Raw genomic sequence first — 20,981 nt, forward strand, 5'->3', positions numbered from 1 at the left:
ACCTTCTATTATGTTCTACGCATATAAGCTTTTACAGTTAGTGGTGCAAAAATTGCTACAATTACAGCAGCTCCAATAAGCGAAATGATTAGATCTGAACCTGCAGTTCCCGTGTTCGTAAGATTTCTTACAGCAGTGATCAGATGAGAAATTGGGTTTATTTTTACAAACCATTGAAGCCAATTTGGCATTGTATCGACTGGTACAAAGGCATTTGAAAGGAATGTTAATGGAAATAGTGCTAGCATAGAAATCCCTTGTACACTTGATGCTGTACGTGCAATTACTCCAAAAAAGGCAAAAATCCAGCTAATCGCCCATGAACATACAATTACAAGTAGTCCGGCTAAAACGACATAGCCTAAGCCACCTTCAGGGCGATATCCCATTATATACCCCATAGTGAAAGTAAGAACAGTAGCGATTGTATAACGTATCGTATCCGCCAATAAGGCTCCGGCCAGTGGTGCAATACGTGCAATTGGCAGCGACTTGAATCGATCGAATACACCTTTATCCATATCTTCACGCAATTGTACACCTGTAACAATCGAAGTAGTAATGACAGTCTGCACTAAGATTCCTGGTATGATTACCGGTAAATAACTCTTAACATCCCCAGAGATTGCCCCACCAAAGATATAAGTGAACATAAGTGTAAAAATAATAGGTTGTAACGTAACATCAAATAATTGTTCTGGTGTACGCTTTATTTTTAATAAGCCACGATAAGCCATCGTAAATGAATTTTTTACTGATTGACTAAAGCTAGTTTTATTTTTTAATTCACGATAAGCAGCTGGTTTTATTGAAGTGCTCATACCCTTACTCCCTCCAATTCTTTTGTTTTATCTGACTCCTTTAATCCATCATTGTCTACGCTGTTACCAGTAATCGTAAGGAATACTTCATCAAGAGTCGGTTTTTGTACACTCATTTCAGCTAAATGAATACCTTCATCGCGTAGAGCGATTAGTAGGTCGGTTACTCGGTCAGCATCCGCCATAGGTGCAGTAATCTTTCCTTCTACTGATGTGATATTGGATTTTACTTTTAATACATGTTCTACTGTCTGACGCGCCTTTTGAACATCTTTTATATCTTGAATTTTTAATTGTAACGATGAACTACCAACTGAAGCCTTCAATTCATCAACAGTCCCTTCCGCAACTACAAGACCACGATCGATTACTGCGATACGATCAGCTAGTTCATCCGCCTCTTGAAGATATTGTGTTGTTAAAAGAACTGTTGAACCTTCTTTTACTAAACGACGAATAGTATCCCACATTTGATTCCTAGTACGAGGGTCTAAACCAGTTGTCGGCTCATCTAAGAAGATAAGTGGAGGCTGAGCAATTAAACTTGCAGCCAAATCTAGCCTACGACGCATTCCACCTGAGAAATTTTTCAGTGGGCGTTTGGCTGCTTCCGTTAAGCCAAATTCCTCTAATAAATCAGCTGCTTTCTTTCGCGATTCCGCTCTACCTAGACCTAGTAATCTTGAGAAAATAATAAGATTCTCTGTAGCACTTAGTGACTCATCTACTGAGGCATACTGACCAGTAACACCAATTAATTGACGTACAATTTGAGCCTCTTTTAAAACATCATGTCCGAATATGCGTGCAGTACCTGCATCTTGTCTAAGTAATGTAGCTAGCATTCTAATTGTGGTTGTTTTCCCTGCACCATTTGGTCCAAGTACACCGTAAATACTTCCAGCACGAACGTTTAAATCCACTCCATCAACCGCACGATTTTCACCAAATATTTTAACTAAACCACTCGCTTCTACAGCCAAATCTCCATTATTTGGGGTAATTATTTTTTTATTTAAATATTCCAATTTACTTCCTCCTTTACTACTTATTACAAGATGAATATATCCATTAATTATGAATTAAGTATGAACTTCAAATAAAAATTTTCTTTACGCATAATTACAAGCTAGATGGTTCAATGTAAAAAACTTCCCTTATATAAATTAAGGGAAGTTTAAATTTATTCATGTACTATGGTCTGATTTAGTAGTAAAAACTCTGAATCTATATCATGTAAAAAAGGAGTCGCTTCACCTAAGCTATATAGATGCAACTGGTGCATTGCTCGTGTACATGCAGTATAGAATAGTCTTCGGAGACGCTCATCTCCATAAACTTGAGCTGATGCATCATATATAATCACTGCATCGAATTCAATTCCTTTTGCTAAATATGCAGGAATAATGACTACACCTTGTTCATATTCAACTGAGTTTCTCTTCACATGCTTGATTCCTTCTACAACTTTTAATGCTTCATATGCCTCTAAACTTTCTTCAGCAGATTTGCAAATGACAGCAATTGTATTAAATTCACTTTTCTTTAAGTCTTCGATTTTAGATGCAATATGACTGTGCAAATCTTCTCGATTAGAAACTTGTGTTAACACAGGCTTATCCCCAACTCGTTCAAAAGGTGTAATTAGATTACCTCCAGGTATGAGTCTACGTGTGAACTCTACAATTGGTTTTGTCGATCTGTAACTGCGAGTCAGATTGATCACTTTTGTTTCATCTGGCCCATATAAGCCTTTAAGGACATTAAAATCTCCCATTTCACTGGCATGCGCAAAGATAGCCTGATTAAAGTCACCTAGAACGGTCATCTTTGCAGAAGGAAACAATCTCTTCAAAAATTCAAATTGGAAAGGAGAATAATCCTGAGCTTCATCTACAAGTACAAATTTAATCGTAACATTTGATTGGAAGCCTTGAACCAATTCTTTTAAAAGTAAATAAGGTGTAGCATCCTCGTAAAACAATTTGCCTTCATCTAACATATTTATTGTTAACTGACATATGTTTTCCCAATTCTCAGGGGTATCCCCTTCAATCCATTGTTCGATTTGAGTTGGGTTGGAAAATAACTGTTTATATACACCCTTTATGTCAATGAAACGCAATCCTCGAACCCATTCACGTAGTGGCTTTAGCTTTTTACGCACGACCATTCGACCTAATACCTTAGTTTCTTGTTCGTAATCATCGAATGAGTCTTCTTTAGATTGTTTTTTCTGTAAGTACTTATATGCTTTTTGATAATCATCTTTGCTGAGTAACTCGATTTCATCTTGTACCCATGTTTTTTTCAATTCTAGTTTTTCCATTTCATTGATTTGTTTGTTTAACCATTCCGTCAACTTCTCTAATCGATTGTTAAATTTTAAAGAAGTGTCGGTGCTATAAAATCTTTCATATATCTGTTTAGCTGTAACGACTGGTTTGCCTCTAAATTTAAATCCCCTAAAGACCATTCCGGATAATTCCAGTGATTGTCTGTATGCCTTAATTGTCTCAAAGAAACGAGTTGATGCTTTAAATCGAATGCTTGAAGTCCTAGTCTTATAGGAAGGATCATCTATAGCAGTTAGCACATATTCTAATTGCTCATAATTGTCCTCAACTTGAAACGCATCACTTAGCCTATGAACTAAATATTCTTGGAATGTAACTTGTTGCATATTTTCTTCGCCTAGTTCAGGTAAAACCCTCGATACGTAGTTATTAAACATTGCGTTAGGAGAAAATAAGATAATTTGATCTGCTTTTATCCAATTTCTATATTTATAGAGTAAATAGGCAATCCTTTGTAAAGCTGCAGATGTCTTTCCGCTACCGGCCGCTCCTTGAACAATCAGTAGTCTCCCTCTGTCATAACGAATAATTTGATTTTGTTCTTTTTGAATGCTGGCTACTATGCTTCTCATATGCTTGTTTGTTCCTTTGCCAAGCACATGCTGCAAAATCTCATCACCTATAGTGAGACTTGTATCGAACATTGATTCAATTACACCGTTCCGTATAATGTATTGCCATTTTTGGTCTAAGACGCCACTAACTTTTCCCCCAGGTGTATCATACTCAGCAGGACCTGGTGGATAATCATAGTAAACACTCGAAACCGGGGCCCTCCAATCATAAACTAGAATATTCTCTCCAGTTTCATCCATTAGCGTTGAAACGCCTATATAAATACGCTCCGTTTCAGACATACCTTCTTCTGTAAAGTTAATGCGACCAAAATAAGGAACCTCTTTCATCCGACGAAGTGCTGATAGTCGGTTGGAAGATTGCTTATGATTAATTTGGCCAATTGCCAAAAGTTGAGATTGTTGTCTTAAACTAATAACCGTCTCTAAGTAGTCATCAAAGCTATCTGTATTAACTTTAACCTCATCCCAAAAATTTTTACGAACATTGATTACTTCGTTTCTACGCTGGGCAGTTTCGTCTGTTAATTTACTAATTTTGTCTGTGATTAAATCTAGTACATCATTTACTCTTACCTGTTCTTTTTGAAGTTCGTTGTTCATTTCATGCACTCCTTTAAAAGATAAAAATGGGGGTTGACTCAAGAGGATTTATATAGTAAAATTAAAGTAGGGAAATTATGACCTCCAATATATTTCTATTATATATACTGTATTAATCTACCACGTTTTTACCTTTTAAGCAATAGTTCCTCGTTTAAATTCATCTCTATTTCATTTCAATTACTTATTTTCGTTCATACAAAAAGCAAAATGACCCACCCAAAAATGATCAATTAATCACTTATAGTAAGGTCATCATTATTATTTATTAATTTCTTCTGTACATACTTCAATTAGTTACCTTTTATTAAATTTTACTTCTTTATTAAAATCCGCCATATTATTTATGATCTTTCCTAAATACAAATTCTCCATTCACAATAGTAGCTTGAACATTAAACTTACGATCAATTAAAACGATATTTGCTTTTTTTCCACATTCTATGCTTCCAACTTCATTATCAATATTAAGTAATTTTGCTTGGTTAAGACTGACCATCGGTAAAATAGTTTCTAAAGGTACCTCTAAAACCTCTTTTACATTTTTTAAACAATCCATTAAATTAGTCGTGCTTCCAGCTAATGAGCCTGTTTCTACTGTTCGGGCAATTTTATTTTCCACTTTAACGTCTAATGTACCAAGAGTATAGGATCCATCCGGTAAATCAGCCGCTGCCATTGAATCGCTTATTAAAAGAATACGTTCTGTCCCTTTTGTTTTGTATAGCAGCTTAATTGCTCCAGGGTGGACATGTTGTAAATCTGCTATACATTCACAATAACATTGATCATTTGTTAGAACAGCACCAAGACACCCAGGATCACGATGATTAAATCCCCTCATGCCATTAAAAGTGTGAACAGAAATTCTTGCCCCATGTTCAATTGCGTTATTCGTTGTGTCATAATCTGCATTTGTATGACCCATAGACACGTGAATTCCTTTATCTGTAATCAATTTAATAGCTTCATCTGCATGCTCTTTTTCTGGAGCTATTGTGATTACTTTAACCGTATTATTGGAAACCTTTATGAGTTCAATTAACTCATCAGTATTTAGTTCACGAATATACTTGACTGGATGAGCACCACGATGCTCAGTTGTAATGTATGGGCCTTCAACATACGAACCAATGATTTCTGCTCCTTCTGTCTGTCCCAACGCGTCACTTACAATTATTACAGCTTTTTTAATTTTTTCGAAATCATGAGTCAGTGTAGTTGGCAAAAATCCAGTAACTCCATGCCGTGCAAGTGACATAGACATTTCTTGTAATGAATGAATACTACCATCCATCGTGTCATTCCCAGCAATCCCATGAATATGTATATCTATCATGCCTGGAATGGCTACAAAACTGGAATAATCCAAAATCTCACAAGAGGGTCTATTCGTTGTTACTTCACTTATTTTTCCGTTTTTAATCAGTATATATCCAGTTTCAATTACTTTATCAGGTGTATAAACTTTTTCTACCTTAATTGCTTTCATAACACTTCCCCCTCTATTGTTCGCAGGAATACTTTTTCAAGAAGAACAATAGGCAACACCAAAATAGGATGCTGCCTGTTTGCTTACTACTTATACCTGTAAGTAGTTTAATTTTTTTAAAGTTAAGTAACATGCTCCATACAGACCGGCGTCATTCCCAAGAATCGAAGGAAATACGATTGTTTCTTGATGATAAATCGGCATGGTTTCCTTTTTAATCTCAGAGTTGATGTCCTGAATTAACCGCTCCCCCTGCTCAGCAATCCCTCCCCCGATAATAATTGCCTCCGGGTTTAGAAGATGGACTATATTTGATAGACCTATGCTTATATAATGGATAAACCTTTTATATACGCTTGTTGCAATTGAATCTCCTTTTTCTACTAGAGCTAAAATTTCTTCTCCAGAGATTTTCTCTATAACTTCACCATATTTGTTCTTTTCATCAATAAAGTCATTTACTAATGCTGAAGTAGCAGCATATCTTTCAAAGCACCCTCTCCGTCCACATCCACAAGAACGTCCGTTATTAATGATGACGGTATGACCTAGTTCTCCAGCTAAATGACGAGATCCGCTTACAATCTTCTCATCTATGATAATGGTGCTTCCAATACCTGTTCCTAATGTTAAAAAAACTACATCTTTCTTCCCTTGAATTGCACCCTTCCACATTTCACCGAGGCAAGCACTTTTCACATCATTTTCTACACTAACGGGTAATTTAAATAAGTTGAAAAGTATATCGCCCAACTTCATACCTGAATAGTCGGGTATATTGTTGGAAAATAAAATTTCACCTATTTCATGATTTACAAGACCACACGAGGAAATTCCGATTCCTGCTATTAAAAAATCATTTTGGAGCTTTTTTATTTTCTCAGCTAAAAGTTCAGGAAGCAGCTTTTGTATATTATTTTTAGGTGTTGGTACCTTATCTTTGTAGACTATTTGCCCATCACGATTTATTAGTCCAAATTTGATAAATGTACCCCCGATATCAAAACAAACTATATTTTCCACCTTGATCGCCCCCTGTTAACTCCTTCACCTTAATGAGATTAAAGTAATGTTGAACTTTTGTTAATTCAACTGATCCAGTCCGCTCTGAGGCAGCATTGGAAATCCCGCAGGCACATGACCACTTTAAAATGTCTTCAATTGAATAACCTTTCGAATGAGCAAAGGTAAAGCCTGCAAGCATGCTATCTCCTGATCCAACTTGGTGCACATCTGTCAAAGCTGGAATAACTGCCTGCAGTGTGACGTCTTTGCTAACCAAAAGAGCACCTTCTTTTCCTAAAGAAAGTAAAACGTATTGAGTACCCTTTTGGCATATATCTTGGGCATACCAGATCATATCCTCTATTGATAATTGGTTTAACCCGATCAATTTGCAAAACTCTTCTCTGTTCGGCTTAATTAAAAAAGGTTTTCCCTTTATGCCATGGGCTAGTGATTCTCCACTTGAATCTAAAAGAAAATACTTCCCTTTTTGTTTTGTTTTTTCTATTAGGTCTCTATAAAAATCAGAGTCGATTCCGTATGGCAAGCTGCCAGAACCTACAATATAGTTATTCGATTCAATAATCGTATCAAAATTTTTCAAAAATTCTTCTCTTTCATTCTCCAATATCTCTGGCCCTTGTTCAAGAATTTCTGTATGACCTTCTTTTGATTCAATTACTAAACAAAATCTTGTCTCTCCTTTTATTCCTACAAAACGATTAATTAAATTATAATTTGGGAGCTGATCAGCTATCCACTCGCCACTTTTTCCGCCTAAAAATCCGGTACAAGTAACATTAGCCCCTAGCTGAGATAATACACGTGAAACGTTAAGTCCTTTTCCACCAGCTGTTTTATCTACAGCTGTAACACGGTTAACGCCATCTAAATGAAAGTCGGGAAGATTATACCGAATATCAATAGCTGGGTTTAATGTAATTGTAGCAATCATTTTTCTAACCCCGATTCATACTACCGCACATTTTAATTTTATCAGCAACGACTATTTTCATTTCTCTTACTGCATCTTTAAAATAATATCTAGGGTCATTGGCGTCTGGATGTTCTTTTAAGTAACCACGTAAACCATTAGCAAAAGCTATTTTTAATTCAGTAGCAATATTTACTTTACATATTCCACTTTTAATCGTTTTTTGTACTAATTCATCCGGCAAGCCCGAAGCACCATGAAGAACTAGCGGAATATCAACTTCTCTTTGGATTGCACTTAATCGTTCAATATCTAATTTAGGTTCTCCTTTATATAGACCGTGGGCCGTCCCAATGGCAACGGCTAACGAATCAATTCCTGTTCTTGAAACAAACTCTTTAGCTTGTGCTGGATTTGTATAAATTTGATCCTTTTCATCCACTTCAAGATCATCTTCTACCCCACTTAGGCGGCCAAGCTCCGCCTCCACAGCAACTCCAAACGAAGAAGCATAATCGACTACTTCACGAACGATTCGAATATTTTCTTCAAAGTCATGGTGAGAGGCATCAATCATGACTGAGTGAATTCCACTATCAATTAATGCTTTAATATCCCCAACTTTTTCATGGTGATCTAAATGAAAACAAACTGGAATATCGTATCTTTTTTTTGCGGCCTCCATCATACTAATTAGAAATTCTTCCCCCATATAACTAACCGTACTTGGTGTAGCTGCGATCAAAACCGGCGAACGCAGCTCCTGAGCTGTTTCTAAAACTGTTTTCATTGTTTCTAGGTTATGAATATTAAATGCCGGAACTGCGTAGCCATTGGATTGTGCCTCTAAAAGAATCGTACTTCTTGATGTAATCAAGATACATCTCCTCCATTCTTCGTCTCATTTGTGAAAGGGTGAATCGTAACTCCTTTAACAACTCTGTTAACTACTCCTAATGGAGAAGGGTTATCTGGAGAAAAGCCGAGATTAATAGATTTATACATAGCAAAAGTTTGTGCGTATAAGATAAAAGGGAAAGTTAGAAAAATATCTTCACTAATTTTAGGAAGATCCACGTAATAGAAAAGATCACTATATTCTTCAGCAACCTGATCCTTTAAAGATGAAATTGCTACTACTTTCCCTCGATTGGTTTCTTTGTAAATCTCTTCTAAAATGTCGAGATCGTACTGTCTTGTGTAAGGGTTGCAAGATAAAAACACAAATACAACGGTATCTTTATCTAAAATGGACTTAGGGCCGTGTCTAAAACCTAATGAAGTATCAAAAGTAGAAGGAATTGTCCCGCCTGTTAACTCCAATAATTTTAATGATGCTTCTCTTGCCAATCCTTCAAAAACCCCTGAACCTAAATAAACTACTTTTTGAAAAGACGAGTTCGCCAGTTGTTTGATACTTTGTTCGCTCCCGCTAATAATTGAATGACCAGCATGTATAAGTTCTTCAACTTTCTTCTCCCACGTATGAATCTCATCAATATTGAAAAGTAGTAAAGTTGAGAAAAGCATAGTCGTAAAACTACTCGTCATTGCAAATCCTTGGTCATTTGCTTCTTTTGGCATATGGATGACCAAATGATTGTGATCATTTTTCTTCTTTTGAGCCAGTAGTCCGTCTTGGTTACATGTAAAAACAATTCCATAAAAATCATCTATAACCTGTTCTCCTAATTGAATAGCAGCCAAACTCTCTGGACTATTTCCTGAACGAGCAAATGAAATCATGATTGTCGGAAGATCCTTGCTTAAATAAGAATATGGATTTGACACAATATTTGTCGTAGCAATACTCTCTACTACTATTTTTTTGTTGTTAACGATTTGTTTTAAATAGGGAAGGACGGTGTCACCTACAAATGCAGATGTACCCGCACCAGTTAAAATAATTCGTAACTGATCATGTTTATTTTCAATACTCTTTAAAAATGTAAGAATTCGGTCTCTATTAAATAAAAGAATATCCTTTGTTTCGTTCCACAATCTAGGTTGCTGGGCTATTTCTTTAGCTGTATGACTCGCGCCAACATTCATTCTTTCATATTCATTCGATTTTAATAGCTCCATACTATTTCCTCCTATTTTAACTGTTAATGTCATCATTACCAGTTAGTTTAAATAGATACTTCTGTATCTATTTTTAGTGTGTAGACAAAATCTTTAAAAGCAGGTTTTCAGACTGATTGCACGCAATCGTATGGCAGGCAGTCTGAAGGTCTATTTTAACTCTACTGTATAAGTAAATTTATCCCCTCTTGCAATAGAAATTGTATACTCAATTACCTTGCTTTGGTCATAAGTTACTCGTTTAAGCATTAGACATGGTGCACCCTCGATTATGTTTAGCATTTCTGACTCCACTTTATTTGCACTAACAGCCATAAAGCTTTCTAAAGCGCTAGAAATATTCACATTATATTGAGTTCTGAAGATTTCATACATCGGCGTATGTTGCAATTCTTCACTCGAAAGATTTTTAAAATCCTTTACTGGTACATAGGAGGTTTCGTATAACATCGGTTCCTGATCTGCAAGTCTTAACCGAACAATCTTAAATACCTCTTCTTCTACCGGTATATCCATGACCTTTGCTACTGTACTGTCACAATTGATTTTTTCAAAAGAAACGACCGTTGTCGTTGGGACTTTCCCTGCTTTTTTCATTTCTTCTGTAAAACTATAAAATTTTACAAGACTTTGGTTATACGTTCTTGGAGAAACATATGTCCCCTTGCCATGAACTTTATAAATATAGCCTTGTTTTTCAAGCTCTTGCATCGTTTGCCTTACCGTTGTTCGGCTAACTTGATACGTATCACATAATTCTCGTTCAGATGGTAGCTGATCGTTTTCAGCAAGTTCGCCTGATTCGATTTTTTCTAATAAAATATCCATTAATTGATAATAAAGAGGAAGTCGGGAATCCTTTTCTACCATGATTAGCTCCTTTAGTGGTATCTTTGTCATAACCAGTTAAATATACATCTATTATACATAATATTGAAAAAGATACCACATTATGTCGCAACAGAATTTTCTACAAAACTCCCTCTTCTGTCATTCTTATTTTTTTCTCATAGTCACCAAGTGAGATCATTGTTCCTGAAACTCTTGATTCCTCTGCAGCATAAGCAATCATATGACTTTTAGCTGATACGATAGCTGAAGTTAAGCTGCCTTTGTCTTTCTTAGTTACTCGTTGAATGAAATCAGCCATAATACTTGTATCAGCTCCCATATGGCCACCATCTACAGTTGATGGCTTAATTAACTCCTTCTTACCTGAAAAATAGTTAACTTCAATTTCATTTTTAGCATCATTTCCAATTATTTCGCCTTTTGTTCCCATAATTTTAAAGTTACGGAATGTTTCATTTGTAAATGCCGTCATAGTAAATGCAACTGTTACGTCATTTTCAAATAATAAATTAACTACCTGATGGTCAACAACATCATTGTCACAGTGATATACGCAGCGACCATATGGTCCCTCTTGAATTGCCTTAAGTCTACTATCAAGACTTGAACTTGCTGAAATAACATTTGCTGGCCAAACATCACGGTCATGTAAATACCATTTAGCTGCTGAATAAGGACATTCCTTTTCTACCTTACAACCATCCAAACAGCGATATGTTGAACCTTCTGGCGCGTTTTCCTTTTTAAAGTAAGTTAAACTTCCATATGAAGATACACTCTTGCAATCTGTACCAATTAGCCATGCAAGCATATCCATATCATGGCAGCTTTTTTGTAAGAGCATTGAGCTAGATTCAGATGAATTACGCCAGTTACCACGTACAAAACTATGAGCTTGGTGAAAATAACCTACATTCTCATTCCACTGGATCGATACGATGTCGCCGATTACTTTTCGATCAACAACTTCTTTTAATGCTTGATAAAATGGCGCATATCTCATAACATGACAAACCGTTAATAATGTATTATGCCTTTCTGCCGCTTCAGCTATTTCTAACGTCTCAATTGGTTCTGGTGACATCGGTTTTTCTAATAAAATATTGTATCCTTTTTTTATTGCCTTCATAACAGGCTTATAGTGATTACGGTCTGGACTACAAATTAATAATGCCTCACATATCTGTTCTTTTTCTAATAGCTCAGTCCAGTCTTCAAATCTCATATTCTCAGGGATATTGTGAGCTTCTGCAAACTTTTCTCTTTTTTCTTTATTTGGCTCCGCTACAGCAACGAATTGAATTTCATGTGGATACTGTAAAGCGTATGAACCGTATGCGTAAAATCCTCTACTTCCCGCTCCTATTAAAGCTGCTTTCATAATTAGTTTCCTCCAAGCTTTGTAAGATTTTTATTTACTTCCTGTAACCGCAATTCCTTCAATAAATTGTTTTTGCAAAATCATAAATAAAATAAGCATTGGTAAAATTGCTAAAAATGATCCTGCCATTAAAACTGGATAATTAGTTAAATATTGTCCTTGTAATGACGACAAACCGACGGACAACGTCATTGATTCTGGTGAGCTATTAACAATCATTGGCCACATTAATTCATTCCAGCTCCATAATGTTGTAAATATACCTAAAGCAACTAAACCTGGCTTTGCTAAAGGAAGCATAATTTTCCAATAGATTTGAAAATGATTACAACCATCTAATCTAGCTGCTTCTTCTAATTCTTTTGGTAACCCCATAAAAAATTGTCTTAAAAGGAATGTACCAAATGCGCTAAATAAACCTGGAACGACTACTGCCTGTAAAGTGTTTAACCAGCCTAATTTAACCATTATCATATATTGTGGCAATAAAAAGACCTGCCCTGGTACCATTAAAACCGATAAAGCTATTAAAAAAAGAAAATTTCTACCTGGAAATTCAATTCTTGCAAAAGCGTATGCAGCTAAAGAACATAATAATAATTGTCCAATTGTGCGAATCACTGTAATGATTAGCGTATTAAACATAAATTTAAAGAATGGTAGTAAATCAAAAACATCTTTATAATTCACCCACTGGAAATGCTTTGGAACAATAACAGGTGGAACATGAATCGACTCAGCATAAGTTTTTAATGAAGTTAGTAGCATCCATATAAAAGGGAAGACCATCGCCAAGGCGCCGACAATTAGAATTAAATGAATTAAGATTGTTTTACTTGTGATATGTTGTCTTGCTTTCTCCAATGGTTACTCCTCCTTCAATCATAATGAACCCATTTCTTTTGTAAAACCATTTGGATCGCTGTAATGATTAAAATAATGATTAATAGTAAAACTGCAATTGCAGCAGCGTAACCTTTGTCGTTTAACACGAATGCATGCTGATAAAATAAGTACACAATTGATTGAGTATTTTCGAGTGCTGTACTGCTTTTCCCAATCATCATAAAAATTAAATCAAACACTTGGAACGCTCCAATGAAGGACATGATTGTTACGAAGAATATAACCGGGGAAAGTAACGGTAGTGTTATTTTAAAGAAGACCCTGATCGGCCCTGCACCATCTATCTCCGCTGCTTCGTAATATGTTTTAGGAATCCCTTGGAGCCCTGAAAGAAAAATAACCATGTTGTAACCAAGTCCACTCCAAATTGCTACTACAATAATTGAATACAGTGCAATTTTTGGATCACTTACCCATTGTGGACCTTTTATTCCAAAGATAGATAAAAGATAATTTAGGAGCCCATAATCAGAATTATATAACCATCTCCAAACCATAGCGATTGCTGCTGGCATGGTAATAACAGGTAAAAAATACAAGGTTCGATAAACAGATTTGCCCTTAATTTTTTGGTTTAAGAGAACTGCTATAAGAATTGATAAAAAAATACCAATTGGAACCGTAAAAATGATATAAATGCCTGTGTTTTTAAACGACTGTAAAAGGTTAGAGTCTTCTAGCATTCGTCTATAATTGTCTAATCCTGTCCATTCATATTGCCCAAATGCTCCCCATTCTGTAAAACTGAAGTAAATGGTTTGAATGATTGGCCATAAGTAGAAAATAGTTAAACCAATCATTGTTGGTGCGATCATACAATACGCCCAAAAATAATCTGATCGTTTTCTCGTCTTTGTTAAGCTTGGTATTCTTAGTTTACTTTTTGATTTCACTTCAACTTGTAGAGGCATTTCTTTCACTATATTCACTCCTTTTAAGGAAATAAAGAGAAGAAGTAATTTTAGGCTTTAGAAAGCTTCTTCTCTTCATTTTTTTAGTTCTTAGCTAGTGCCTCGTCTGCCTTTTTCGTTAATTCTTTTGCAGTATCTTCAACACTTTCTTCATTACTCCATGCCTTTTTCAAGATATCTGTTTCATACTGCCAGATTTCGCCCGTATTTTTCACACTAGGTAAAGGAACAGAGTAGTCAACTCCATCAATAAAGGCTTGAAGATTTAAACTTGGAACAGATTTTAGCCAAGCATCTTGTGTACCATTGTAAGCAGGAATCACTGTACCTGTTTTAGCATAGATTTCTGCCGCTTCTTTAGAACCTAGGAACTGAACAAACTTCCAAGCAGCGTCTTTATGCTTCGTATTTGCCGCAATCACGTTTGATAATCCATGAATAGAAACTGCTCGTTGTTTTCCTTTTGGTACAACAGCTACATTTAAATCTGGATTTTTCTTATATTCCGGAACCATCCATGGTCCATCAAACATCATTGCAATTTTTCCTGAAGCGAATAACTCCGATGGTGCTGTTTCTGTCATTTGAGCTTGTGTTGGAGAAAGCCCTTCTTTTATAAAACTAATGTTATATTTAAGTGCTTCAATAGCCTCAGGTTGATCAAATCCGACTGATTTGCCATCATCGGAAATAATATGTCCACCATTTTGCCAAATGAAATCATAATATCCACCTTGATTACCCATTAAAGCTGCAAATCCATAAATTCCTTTTTCTTTATTTGTAAGCTTCTTAGCTACTTCTTTTAACTTATTCCAATCCCAAGTATCATCTGGGTAAGGTATACCAGCTTCATCAAAAATTTTTTTGTTATACCAAAATCCAGTTATATCAAAGTCTTTTGGAATACCATAAAGTTTTCCGTCAACTGTATAAAGGTCGACTAATGACTTAGGATAATTGTCTAGACTATAGTTGTCCTTTGATGCCAAGTCACTAAGTGGGACTATTACTTTACCCTCCGCATATTGGACTACATGTGCGCCATTCATCCAAAAAACATCAGGCAATGCTCCCCCTGTTGCAGCCGTTTCTAGCTTTTGGAAATACTGTGCATATGGAGTAAGCTCAGTTTTCACTTTAATATTAGGGTACTTTTCATTAAATGATTTTATAATTTCATCAACCGCCGGAACTTGCTTCTTATCCCAATAACCGTAAGTAATTTCAACGTTTCCATCTTTTGCATCCCCCGATGTGTCACTGCTACCACATCCAGCTAATCCTAGTAAGCCTAAAGCTAAGGTTAGTAGCATAATAAGCCACTTTTTCATCCCATTCCCCTTCTTTCTCTTAAAAGTTTAATAGCCATTTAATCCAGTAGTCGCTCTAAAAGACATGATTTGGAATATTGCGCTCCATGAACACGATGTCATGATGTTATTACCAGTTAATTTGAAAAAGCTTACAAAAAATATTTAATTTCTACTATAAAACATTCACCACCTATATAGCTTTCATAAATTAACTTTAGTAATGATGTCATTACCAGTTGTATGTAGTATATCACCTCTTTTTTAAATCATGAATACTTTTTTTAAACTTTTCAAAAAATTTAAATCGACATGATTCATCATTATCTTCGTTATTTAGCTCCTATTCACCAATTATATATGACAACAAAAAGAACCTTCAATCCAATTCAAATTGAAGGTTCTTACCTTTATTGTGCTAATTAATTGAAAAAAGTTAACTATAAGCTAGCTCTTTTTCGTTTAATCCTAGCGTATTTGAAGTTGAAACTTGAATTTCCTCTAAAAGTTCTGGATGTTCCTCTAGAGATAAACCAAATGAAGGAATCATTTCTCTAATTTTTGGAGCCCATTCCATCATATGTTGTGGGAAACATTTTTCTAATACTTCAAGCATTACATGAACAGCCGTCGAAGCACCTGGAGATGCTCCAAGTAATGCCGCGATCGAACCATCAGCAGCACTAACTACTTCAGTACCAAATTGAAGTGTTCCCTTTCCAGCTGGCGTGTCTTTAATAACTTGTACACGTTGACCAGCAACTACGATATCCCAATCCTCACTCTTAGCATTTGGAATAAATTCACGTAATTCTTCCATACGTTTTTCATTCGATAATAAGACTTGTTGGATTAAATATTTAGTTAATGACATCTCTTTTACACCTGCTGCTAACATAGTCATGACGTTATTTGGTTTTACAGAACTAATCAGATCCATATTAGAACCTGTTTTTAAGAACTTTGGTGAAAACCCAGCAAAAGGTCCAAATAATAACGACTTTTGGTTATCAATATATCTTGTATCAAGATGCGGAACAGACATTGGTGGTGCACCAACTTTAGCTTTTCCGTATACTTTTGCATGGTGCTGCTTTGCGACCTCTGGATTTTTACATACTAAGAATAGCCCACTTACAGGGAACCCTCCAATATGTTTTGACTCAGGGATACCAGTTTTTTGCAGTAAAGGTAGACTAGCTCCTCCACTTCCGATAAACACGAATTTTGCAATGTGGGAATCGATGTTACCAGTGCTCATATTATACACTTTTACTTCCCACTGGCCATCACTAGTGCGTTTAATGTCCTCAACACTATGTCTATAATTTATCTCTACATTATTACTCTCTAAGTGCTCAAACATCATACGTGTTAAAGCGCCAAAGTTTACATCCGTTCCTGAATCTATTTTTGTTGCCGCTATTGGTTCATTAGATGTGCGTCCTTCCATGATTAGCGGGATCCATTCCTTCAACTTTTGAGCGTCTTCTGAGTATTCCATCCCTTTGAATAGAGGATTTTTAGAAAGCGCTTCAAATCGTTTGTTCAAAAATTCCACATTTTCTTTACCTTGCACTAAACTCATATGAGGAATTGGCATGATAAAGTCTTGTGGATTACCAATCAAGTTGTTGTTTACAAGATATGACCAAAATTGTCTTGAAAGTTGAAACTGTTCATTAATTTTTATTGCTTTGCTAATATCAATCGATCCATCAGCTTTTTCTGTTGTATAGTTAAGCTCACATAATGCAGCATGTCCCGTTCCTGCATTATTCCACTCATTAGAGCTTTCTTCTCCTGCTTTTTCTAATTTCTCAAATACTTTAATTTCCAATTCCGGTGCTAACTCTTTTAGTAATGATCCCAAAGTCGCGCTCATGACTCCAGCACCAATTAAGATAATGTCTGTTCTAGTTTGTCTGTTGCTCATAATAACCTTCCTTTTCCCCTTTATTTGCAAAAAAGTAGGTTTTCCTGCTTAGGTGTCACAAAAAGCAAGGCACCACCTAGGAACACACCTTTTCTGTCTCAATTATATCTTATTAATAGTATAACACATTTAAGCTACATTTTAATAATAGTATATCACTATTTAATTATATCCAATTAATAGTATATTTCTATTATTAACTGTCCTAAAAAATTTTTTCTTTATCTGATAATTATAAACTATTTAAACAATGTAAAAAAGTTAAAAATCTATCATTAAGGTCCTTATTTTAGAAAAATAAATTCTGACTCACTATTAGATAATGAATCCTACCTCTTTATAGTAAGCGCTTATTTTAAGTTTGTCTCGTGAACAATATAAAATAACTGAAGGAAAGTTTTGCTTATTATTTTAAAATTATTTAATTGAACCAAATTTTAGTCTAAATTTACTCTCACTTAATTGATTTGTACAAAAAAAAGAGACTGCCGGGAAGGTCCCGACAGCCTAATGCAACTCAAAATGAGCCCTTTAATTCCCCATTTGAAAAAATATATTTGCTAATTGTATAACGATACTTATTTCTCTTTAAAAATTTACTTGCTCCGTGAATCGCTGAAGCCTTGCTGCATGGTCTAGTTGTGCAATTATTTTCCACCGCTACCTTTATGCTTGAACGTTACACTGATTGTATGATTCTTTGTTATATTAGTAAACGTGTACGTATTATTTGTTAACTGTACATCTACTCCGTCTACTTTAAACGTTGCAACCTCATAACTACCCTTATCAGGTGTAATTTTGTACGTTTGATTTGCTCCTTCATCTACAGAAAGTATGCCACTCGGGCTAATTGTTCCATTACCTTCTGCTGATGCTATGATTGTGTAAATGATTTTCTTGAATGTAACGTTAATCGTGTGATCCTTCGTTACGTTTGTAAACGTATACGAATTACCAGTAAGATTTGTACTTACACCATCAACAGTAAATGTAGCAACCTCATATCCTTTATTCGGTGTAATCGTAAATGTTTGATCTTTTCCATGATTCACAGAAACACTGCCGCTCGGACTGATTATACCGTTGCTTCCAGTTGTTGCATTGATTGTGTGAACGATTTGTTTAAACGTTACATTAATCGTATGATCTTTTGTTACATTCGTAAACGTGTACGCATTGTTTGTTAACTGTGCATCTACACCATCTACTTTAAACGTTGAAACTTCATAACCCTCGTAAGGCGTGATATTAAATGTTTGGTTCGTTCCATAATTCGTAGCAATTCTACCGTTCGGACTAATCGTTCCGTTGCTTCCAGCAGTTGCCGTGATGATGTGAACGATTTGTTTAAATGTTACATTGATTGAATGATTTTTCGTTACGTTTGTAAATGTGTACTCGCCGTTTGTTACCGTCACTTCTTGTCCGTCAACCTTAACGCTTCCAATCTCAAATCCAGTATTCGGAGTGATTTTAAACGTTTGGTTAGATCCATGCTTTATCGAAACGAAGCCGTCTGGATCAATTTTTCCATTGCTGTCTGATGTTGCCGAAATCAAATGTGATAAATCATCACTTATGATAATCGTAAATGAAGTATCGATATAATCAGGCGCAGAAATTGTAAAGTTATAATCACCTAGGTCTTTAAATAAAGAGCGATCAACAAATGTTAGTTCCTTAGCTGTAAGAGTGTACTTGCTAGAATCAACTACTTTACCGTTAAGTGAAACAACAGGTGAAGCTGCAAGCCAATCTGAATCTTGATTATAGTTAATAGTGATTGGTGTATCTTCTTGAATATAAGCAATTTTTGATGCAAACACTGGTGGATTTTTCTTAATTACTTGAGTTACCTTTGTATCTGGGTAGCAATAAGCTGTAAACTTAATCTCTTTATTACCTGTTGTTGAGAACGCAGTACCTGGTAGAGTAATTGTAATATTGCTCTCATCTGATGAGATTGTCGTATCCGATTTAGTTGACACTCCATCTACTGTAATATCTCCTGTAACTGCCTTTATAGCATTTGCCCATCTCATGTTTTCAGTATTATTAGGTACGGTAATAATTACTGGTTTATTCACTCCACTTGGCGTCAAACTCGGTGTTGGTGCCGTTCTTTGAGCAAATGGTTGAGCGATTGTGATTGGCGTAAAGTAAGGTGATATGAACTTAACGTTCTTATTACCTGCAGCAGTAGTAGATTGTGTTGCATTTCCATCAATAGTTACTGATCCTGTACCGCTTTTTACGGATGTTGTGACATAAGGTTTTACTGATGTAACCGATGATAATTGAATTGTAACGTCACCGTTATCTATCGATTGATCTGACGTCGCTGCAAGTAAAATTGAACTTCTCCATAACGGATTATCATCCCCATTAATAGAGTAAGTAATGGTATCACCAAACTGAGGTGTTACTGTAGTTGACGAAAGTGCAATTACAGGTGCAGTTTGTGGTGTAACAGTTGCATTTACATTAACGTCAGCATAACCCGGAGCTGAAACAACTAAACTCCTTGAAACTGCAGCTCCTCCATTTGTTCTTACTAAATCATATGGAATCTTTAACGTTCCTGATGTTTCATCAATCACAGCTCTAGTTTTGATTGAATTGCCGCCAAATTTAATATCACCGCCAGCCTTCATAACAGATATCCAATCAGATGCAGCTGCACCTGGATTAAATGTCATTACAAGGTCTTTTCCAGCATAAATCGTACCTGCCGGACTTGTAAGTGTTACCCCTTGTTTGTAGAGAGGTTGATCAACAGACGTAGTTTGGTAATTTGATGCGATTATATTAATTTTTATACTACCTGGAGCAGTGATTAGCGCTTCATCAATCTTAATTGGTGTTCCAGGAGCACCTACTATGATTTTATTAGCTTCAAAATCCGCTCTATTAATTGTAGTACCGCCAATTTGAATGGCTGTAATCGCATCTCTCCACGCTTGTGTATCGTTTGTAGCTCCAACTCCAATTGAGATTGGATTTGAATTGCTATCATTAAAATAACGATTTGCTTCAGCAGTCAACGTTGGAGAAGAGAACGCATTAATTCTTTGTGTGAATGAATACGAAGTGTAATTGTCAGCTGAGATTGTAATCTTCCAATCCGCACTACTCGACGATGGCGTCGTGAAAATACCTGCCGGGATAGTAAAGTTAAATGTTGTTGCGTTTGCTGGCGTCAATTGGTTAAAGAGTCCTGCTAATTCAGCTCCGGTATAGTTTTTAACAACATTATTGTTAGGGTCAGTTATTGTTAGGGTCAGTTATTGTTATTGAATTAATATTTGGCTGCCAAATATCACGATAGTGCGCAGCTGTTGAGCCTGTTGTATCTGATCGAGTGTATGTCAACGCTTTTCCGATTGTTGCAACGTTGTTTGGTGATAAAAGTGAAAAGCTGGTTCCTATACCATCTTGCATTTTGAATTTTAAAGAACGATCCATATAACCTGGAGCCTTGAACACGATTGTGTGGACTCCTGCTTTTTTGAACAATGATGGATCAAATTCATATTGTCCTTTGTTAGATACTACTTTTTCAATAATCGAATTTGTTGAAACGCCATTATATGCATTCGTAGCTGCTTTTCGGTCGACTCCATCAATCAGAATTTGTCCACCATCTCCGTCTACAGCAGTTCTCCAAGCTGTATCTTCAATTTGTGTAAGTGTAGTAGCACCGTTTACAGGGTCTGGTGTTTTATAGCCTACAGAAAATAATTGAAACGGATTTACTTTTCCATAATATACAAAAGCGGTGCTATCACTTGTTTTAATATACGGCAC

16 protein-coding genes are annotated in these 20,981 nt (G+C 35.7%); all 16 read right to left on the minus strand.

What is annotated here, in order from left to right:
- Positions 1–8 precede the first annotated feature (8 nt).
- Positions 9–821: an ABC transporter permease gene (locus tag CN946_RS03440; RefSeq protein ID WP_091024940.1), complete on the minus strand. Its 813-nt coding sequence runs from the start codon at positions 819–821 to the stop codon at positions 9–11.
- Entirely contained in the window at positions 818–1,849 is a 1,032-nt protein-coding gene (locus CN946_RS03445; protein WP_098859901.1) for an ATP-binding cassette domain-containing protein, read from the minus strand. Before CN946_RS03445 ends, CN946_RS03440 begins: the two co-directional genes overlap by 4 nt.
- 155 nt (positions 1,850–2,004) lie before the next feature.
- The gene (gene helD, locus CN946_RS03450) at positions 2,005–4,356 is read right to left on the minus strand and encodes an RNA polymerase recycling motor HelD (protein ID WP_098859902.1); all 2,352 of its coding nucleotides are present in this window, start codon (positions 4,354–4,356) and stop codon (positions 2,005–2,007) included.
- A 340-nt stretch (positions 4,357–4,696) separates the two neighbouring features.
- Positions 4,697–5,848, minus strand: coding sequence for an N-acetylglucosamine-6-phosphate deacetylase (gene nagA, locus CN946_RS03455; RefSeq protein ID WP_098859903.1), 1,152 nt, complete (start codon positions 5,846–5,848; stop codon positions 4,697–4,699).
- 90 nt (positions 5,849–5,938) lie between these two features.
- On the minus strand, positions 5,939–6,871 hold the full coding sequence (locus CN946_RS03460; protein WP_176547185.1) for an ROK family protein: 933 nt from the start codon (positions 6,869–6,871) through the stop codon (positions 5,939–5,941).
- A complete protein-coding gene (locus CN946_RS03465; protein ID WP_098859905.1) occupies positions 6,849–7,808 on the minus strand; it encodes a 1-phosphofructokinase family hexose kinase in 960 nt (319 codons plus the stop codon). Before CN946_RS03465 ends, CN946_RS03460 begins: the two co-directional genes overlap by 23 nt.
- A gap of 4 nt (positions 7,809–7,812) precedes the next feature.
- A complete protein-coding gene (gene gatY, locus CN946_RS03470) occupies positions 7,813–8,664 on the minus strand; it encodes a tagatose-bisphosphate aldolase subunit GatY (protein WP_098859906.1) in 852 nt (283 codons plus the stop codon).
- Entirely contained in the window at positions 8,661–9,872 is a 1,212-nt protein-coding gene (locus tag CN946_RS03475) for an SIS domain-containing protein (RefSeq protein ID WP_098859907.1), read from the minus strand. Before CN946_RS03475 ends, gatY begins: the two co-directional genes overlap by 4 nt.
- 150 nt (positions 9,873–10,022) lie before the next feature.
- Complete coding sequence (locus CN946_RS03480; protein ID WP_098859908.1) at positions 10,023–10,742, minus strand: GntR family transcriptional regulator; 720 nt, start codon at positions 10,740–10,742, stop codon at positions 10,023–10,025.
- A gap of 100 nt (positions 10,743–10,842) precedes the next feature.
- On the minus strand, positions 10,843–12,108 hold the full coding sequence (locus CN946_RS03485) for a Gfo/Idh/MocA family protein (RefSeq protein ID WP_098859909.1): 1,266 nt from the start codon (positions 12,106–12,108) through the stop codon (positions 10,843–10,845).
- A gap of 27 nt (positions 12,109–12,135) precedes the next feature.
- On the minus strand, positions 12,136–12,894 hold the full coding sequence (locus CN946_RS03490; protein ID WP_098859956.1) for a carbohydrate ABC transporter permease: 759 nt from the start codon (positions 12,892–12,894) through the stop codon (positions 12,136–12,138).
- An 89-nt stretch (positions 12,895–12,983) separates the two neighbouring features.
- Positions 12,984–13,922, minus strand: coding sequence for a carbohydrate ABC transporter permease (locus CN946_RS03495; RefSeq protein ID WP_176547192.1), 939 nt, complete (start codon positions 13,920–13,922; stop codon positions 12,984–12,986).
- 83 nt (positions 13,923–14,005) lie between these two features.
- Positions 14,006–15,256 (minus strand): ABC transporter substrate-binding protein, encoded by a 1,251-nt coding sequence (locus tag CN946_RS03500; RefSeq protein WP_098859911.1) that lies wholly within the window; start codon positions 15,254–15,256, stop codon positions 14,006–14,008.
- Between the two features lie 415 nt (positions 15,257–15,671).
- Complete coding sequence (locus CN946_RS03505) at positions 15,672–17,171, minus strand: malate:quinone oxidoreductase (RefSeq protein WP_098859912.1); 1,500 nt, start codon at positions 17,169–17,171, stop codon at positions 15,672–15,674.
- 647 nt (positions 17,172–17,818) lie between these two features.
- A complete protein-coding gene (locus tag CN946_RS03510) occupies positions 17,819–20,377 on the minus strand; it encodes a hemoblobin-interacting domain-containing protein (protein ID WP_141546855.1) in 2,559 nt (852 codons plus the stop codon).
- Positions 20,378–20,438: 61 nt separating this feature from the next.
- Positions 20,439–20,981, minus strand: coding sequence for a hemoblobin-interacting domain-containing protein (locus CN946_RS03515; RefSeq protein ID WP_098859914.1), 543 nt, complete (start codon positions 20,979–20,981; stop codon positions 20,439–20,441).

Origin of the sequence: Bacillus sp. AFS053548 (assembly GCF_002575105.1) — a bacterium.
GTDB lineage: Bacteria > Bacillota > Bacilli > Bacillales > Bacillaceae_G > Gottfriedia.

Excerpts from the sequence above, each read along its gene's own strand:
- CN946_RS03475 (WP_098859907.1), bottom strand. The coding sequence starts at position 9,872 with ATGGAGCTATTAAAATCGAATGAATATGAAAGAATGAATGTTGGCGCG.
- CN946_RS03440 (WP_091024940.1), bottom strand. The coding sequence starts at position 821 with ATGAGCACTTCAATAAAACCAGCTGCTTATCGTGAATTAAAAAATAAA.
- CN946_RS03465 (WP_098859905.1), bottom strand. The coding sequence starts at position 7,808 with ATGATTGCTACAATTACATTAAACCCAGCTATTGATATTCGGTATAAT.
- helD (WP_098859902.1), bottom strand. The coding sequence starts at position 4,356 with ATGAACAACGAACTTCAAAAAGAACAGGTAAGAGTAAATGATGTACTA.
- CN946_RS03480 (WP_098859908.1), bottom strand. The coding sequence starts at position 10,742 with ATGGTAGAAAAGGATTCCCGACTTCCTCTTTATTATCAATTAATGGAT.
- CN946_RS03490 (WP_098859956.1), bottom strand. The coding sequence starts at position 12,894 with ATGGTCTTCCCTTTTATATGGATGCTACTAACTTCATTAAAAACTTAT.
- nagA (WP_098859903.1), bottom strand. The coding sequence starts at position 5,848 with ATGAAAGCAATTAAGGTAGAAAAAGTTTATACACCTGATAAAGTAATT.
- CN946_RS03505 (WP_098859912.1), bottom strand. The coding sequence starts at position 17,171 with ATGAGCAACAGACAAACTAGAACAGACATTATCTTAATTGGTGCTGGA.
- CN946_RS03495 (WP_176547192.1), bottom strand. The coding sequence starts at position 13,922 with ATGCCTCTACAAGTTGAAGTGAAATCAAAAAGTAAACTAAGAATACCA.
- CN946_RS03500 (WP_098859911.1), bottom strand. The coding sequence starts at position 15,256 with ATGAAAAAGTGGCTTATTATGCTACTAACCTTAGCTTTAGGCTTACTA.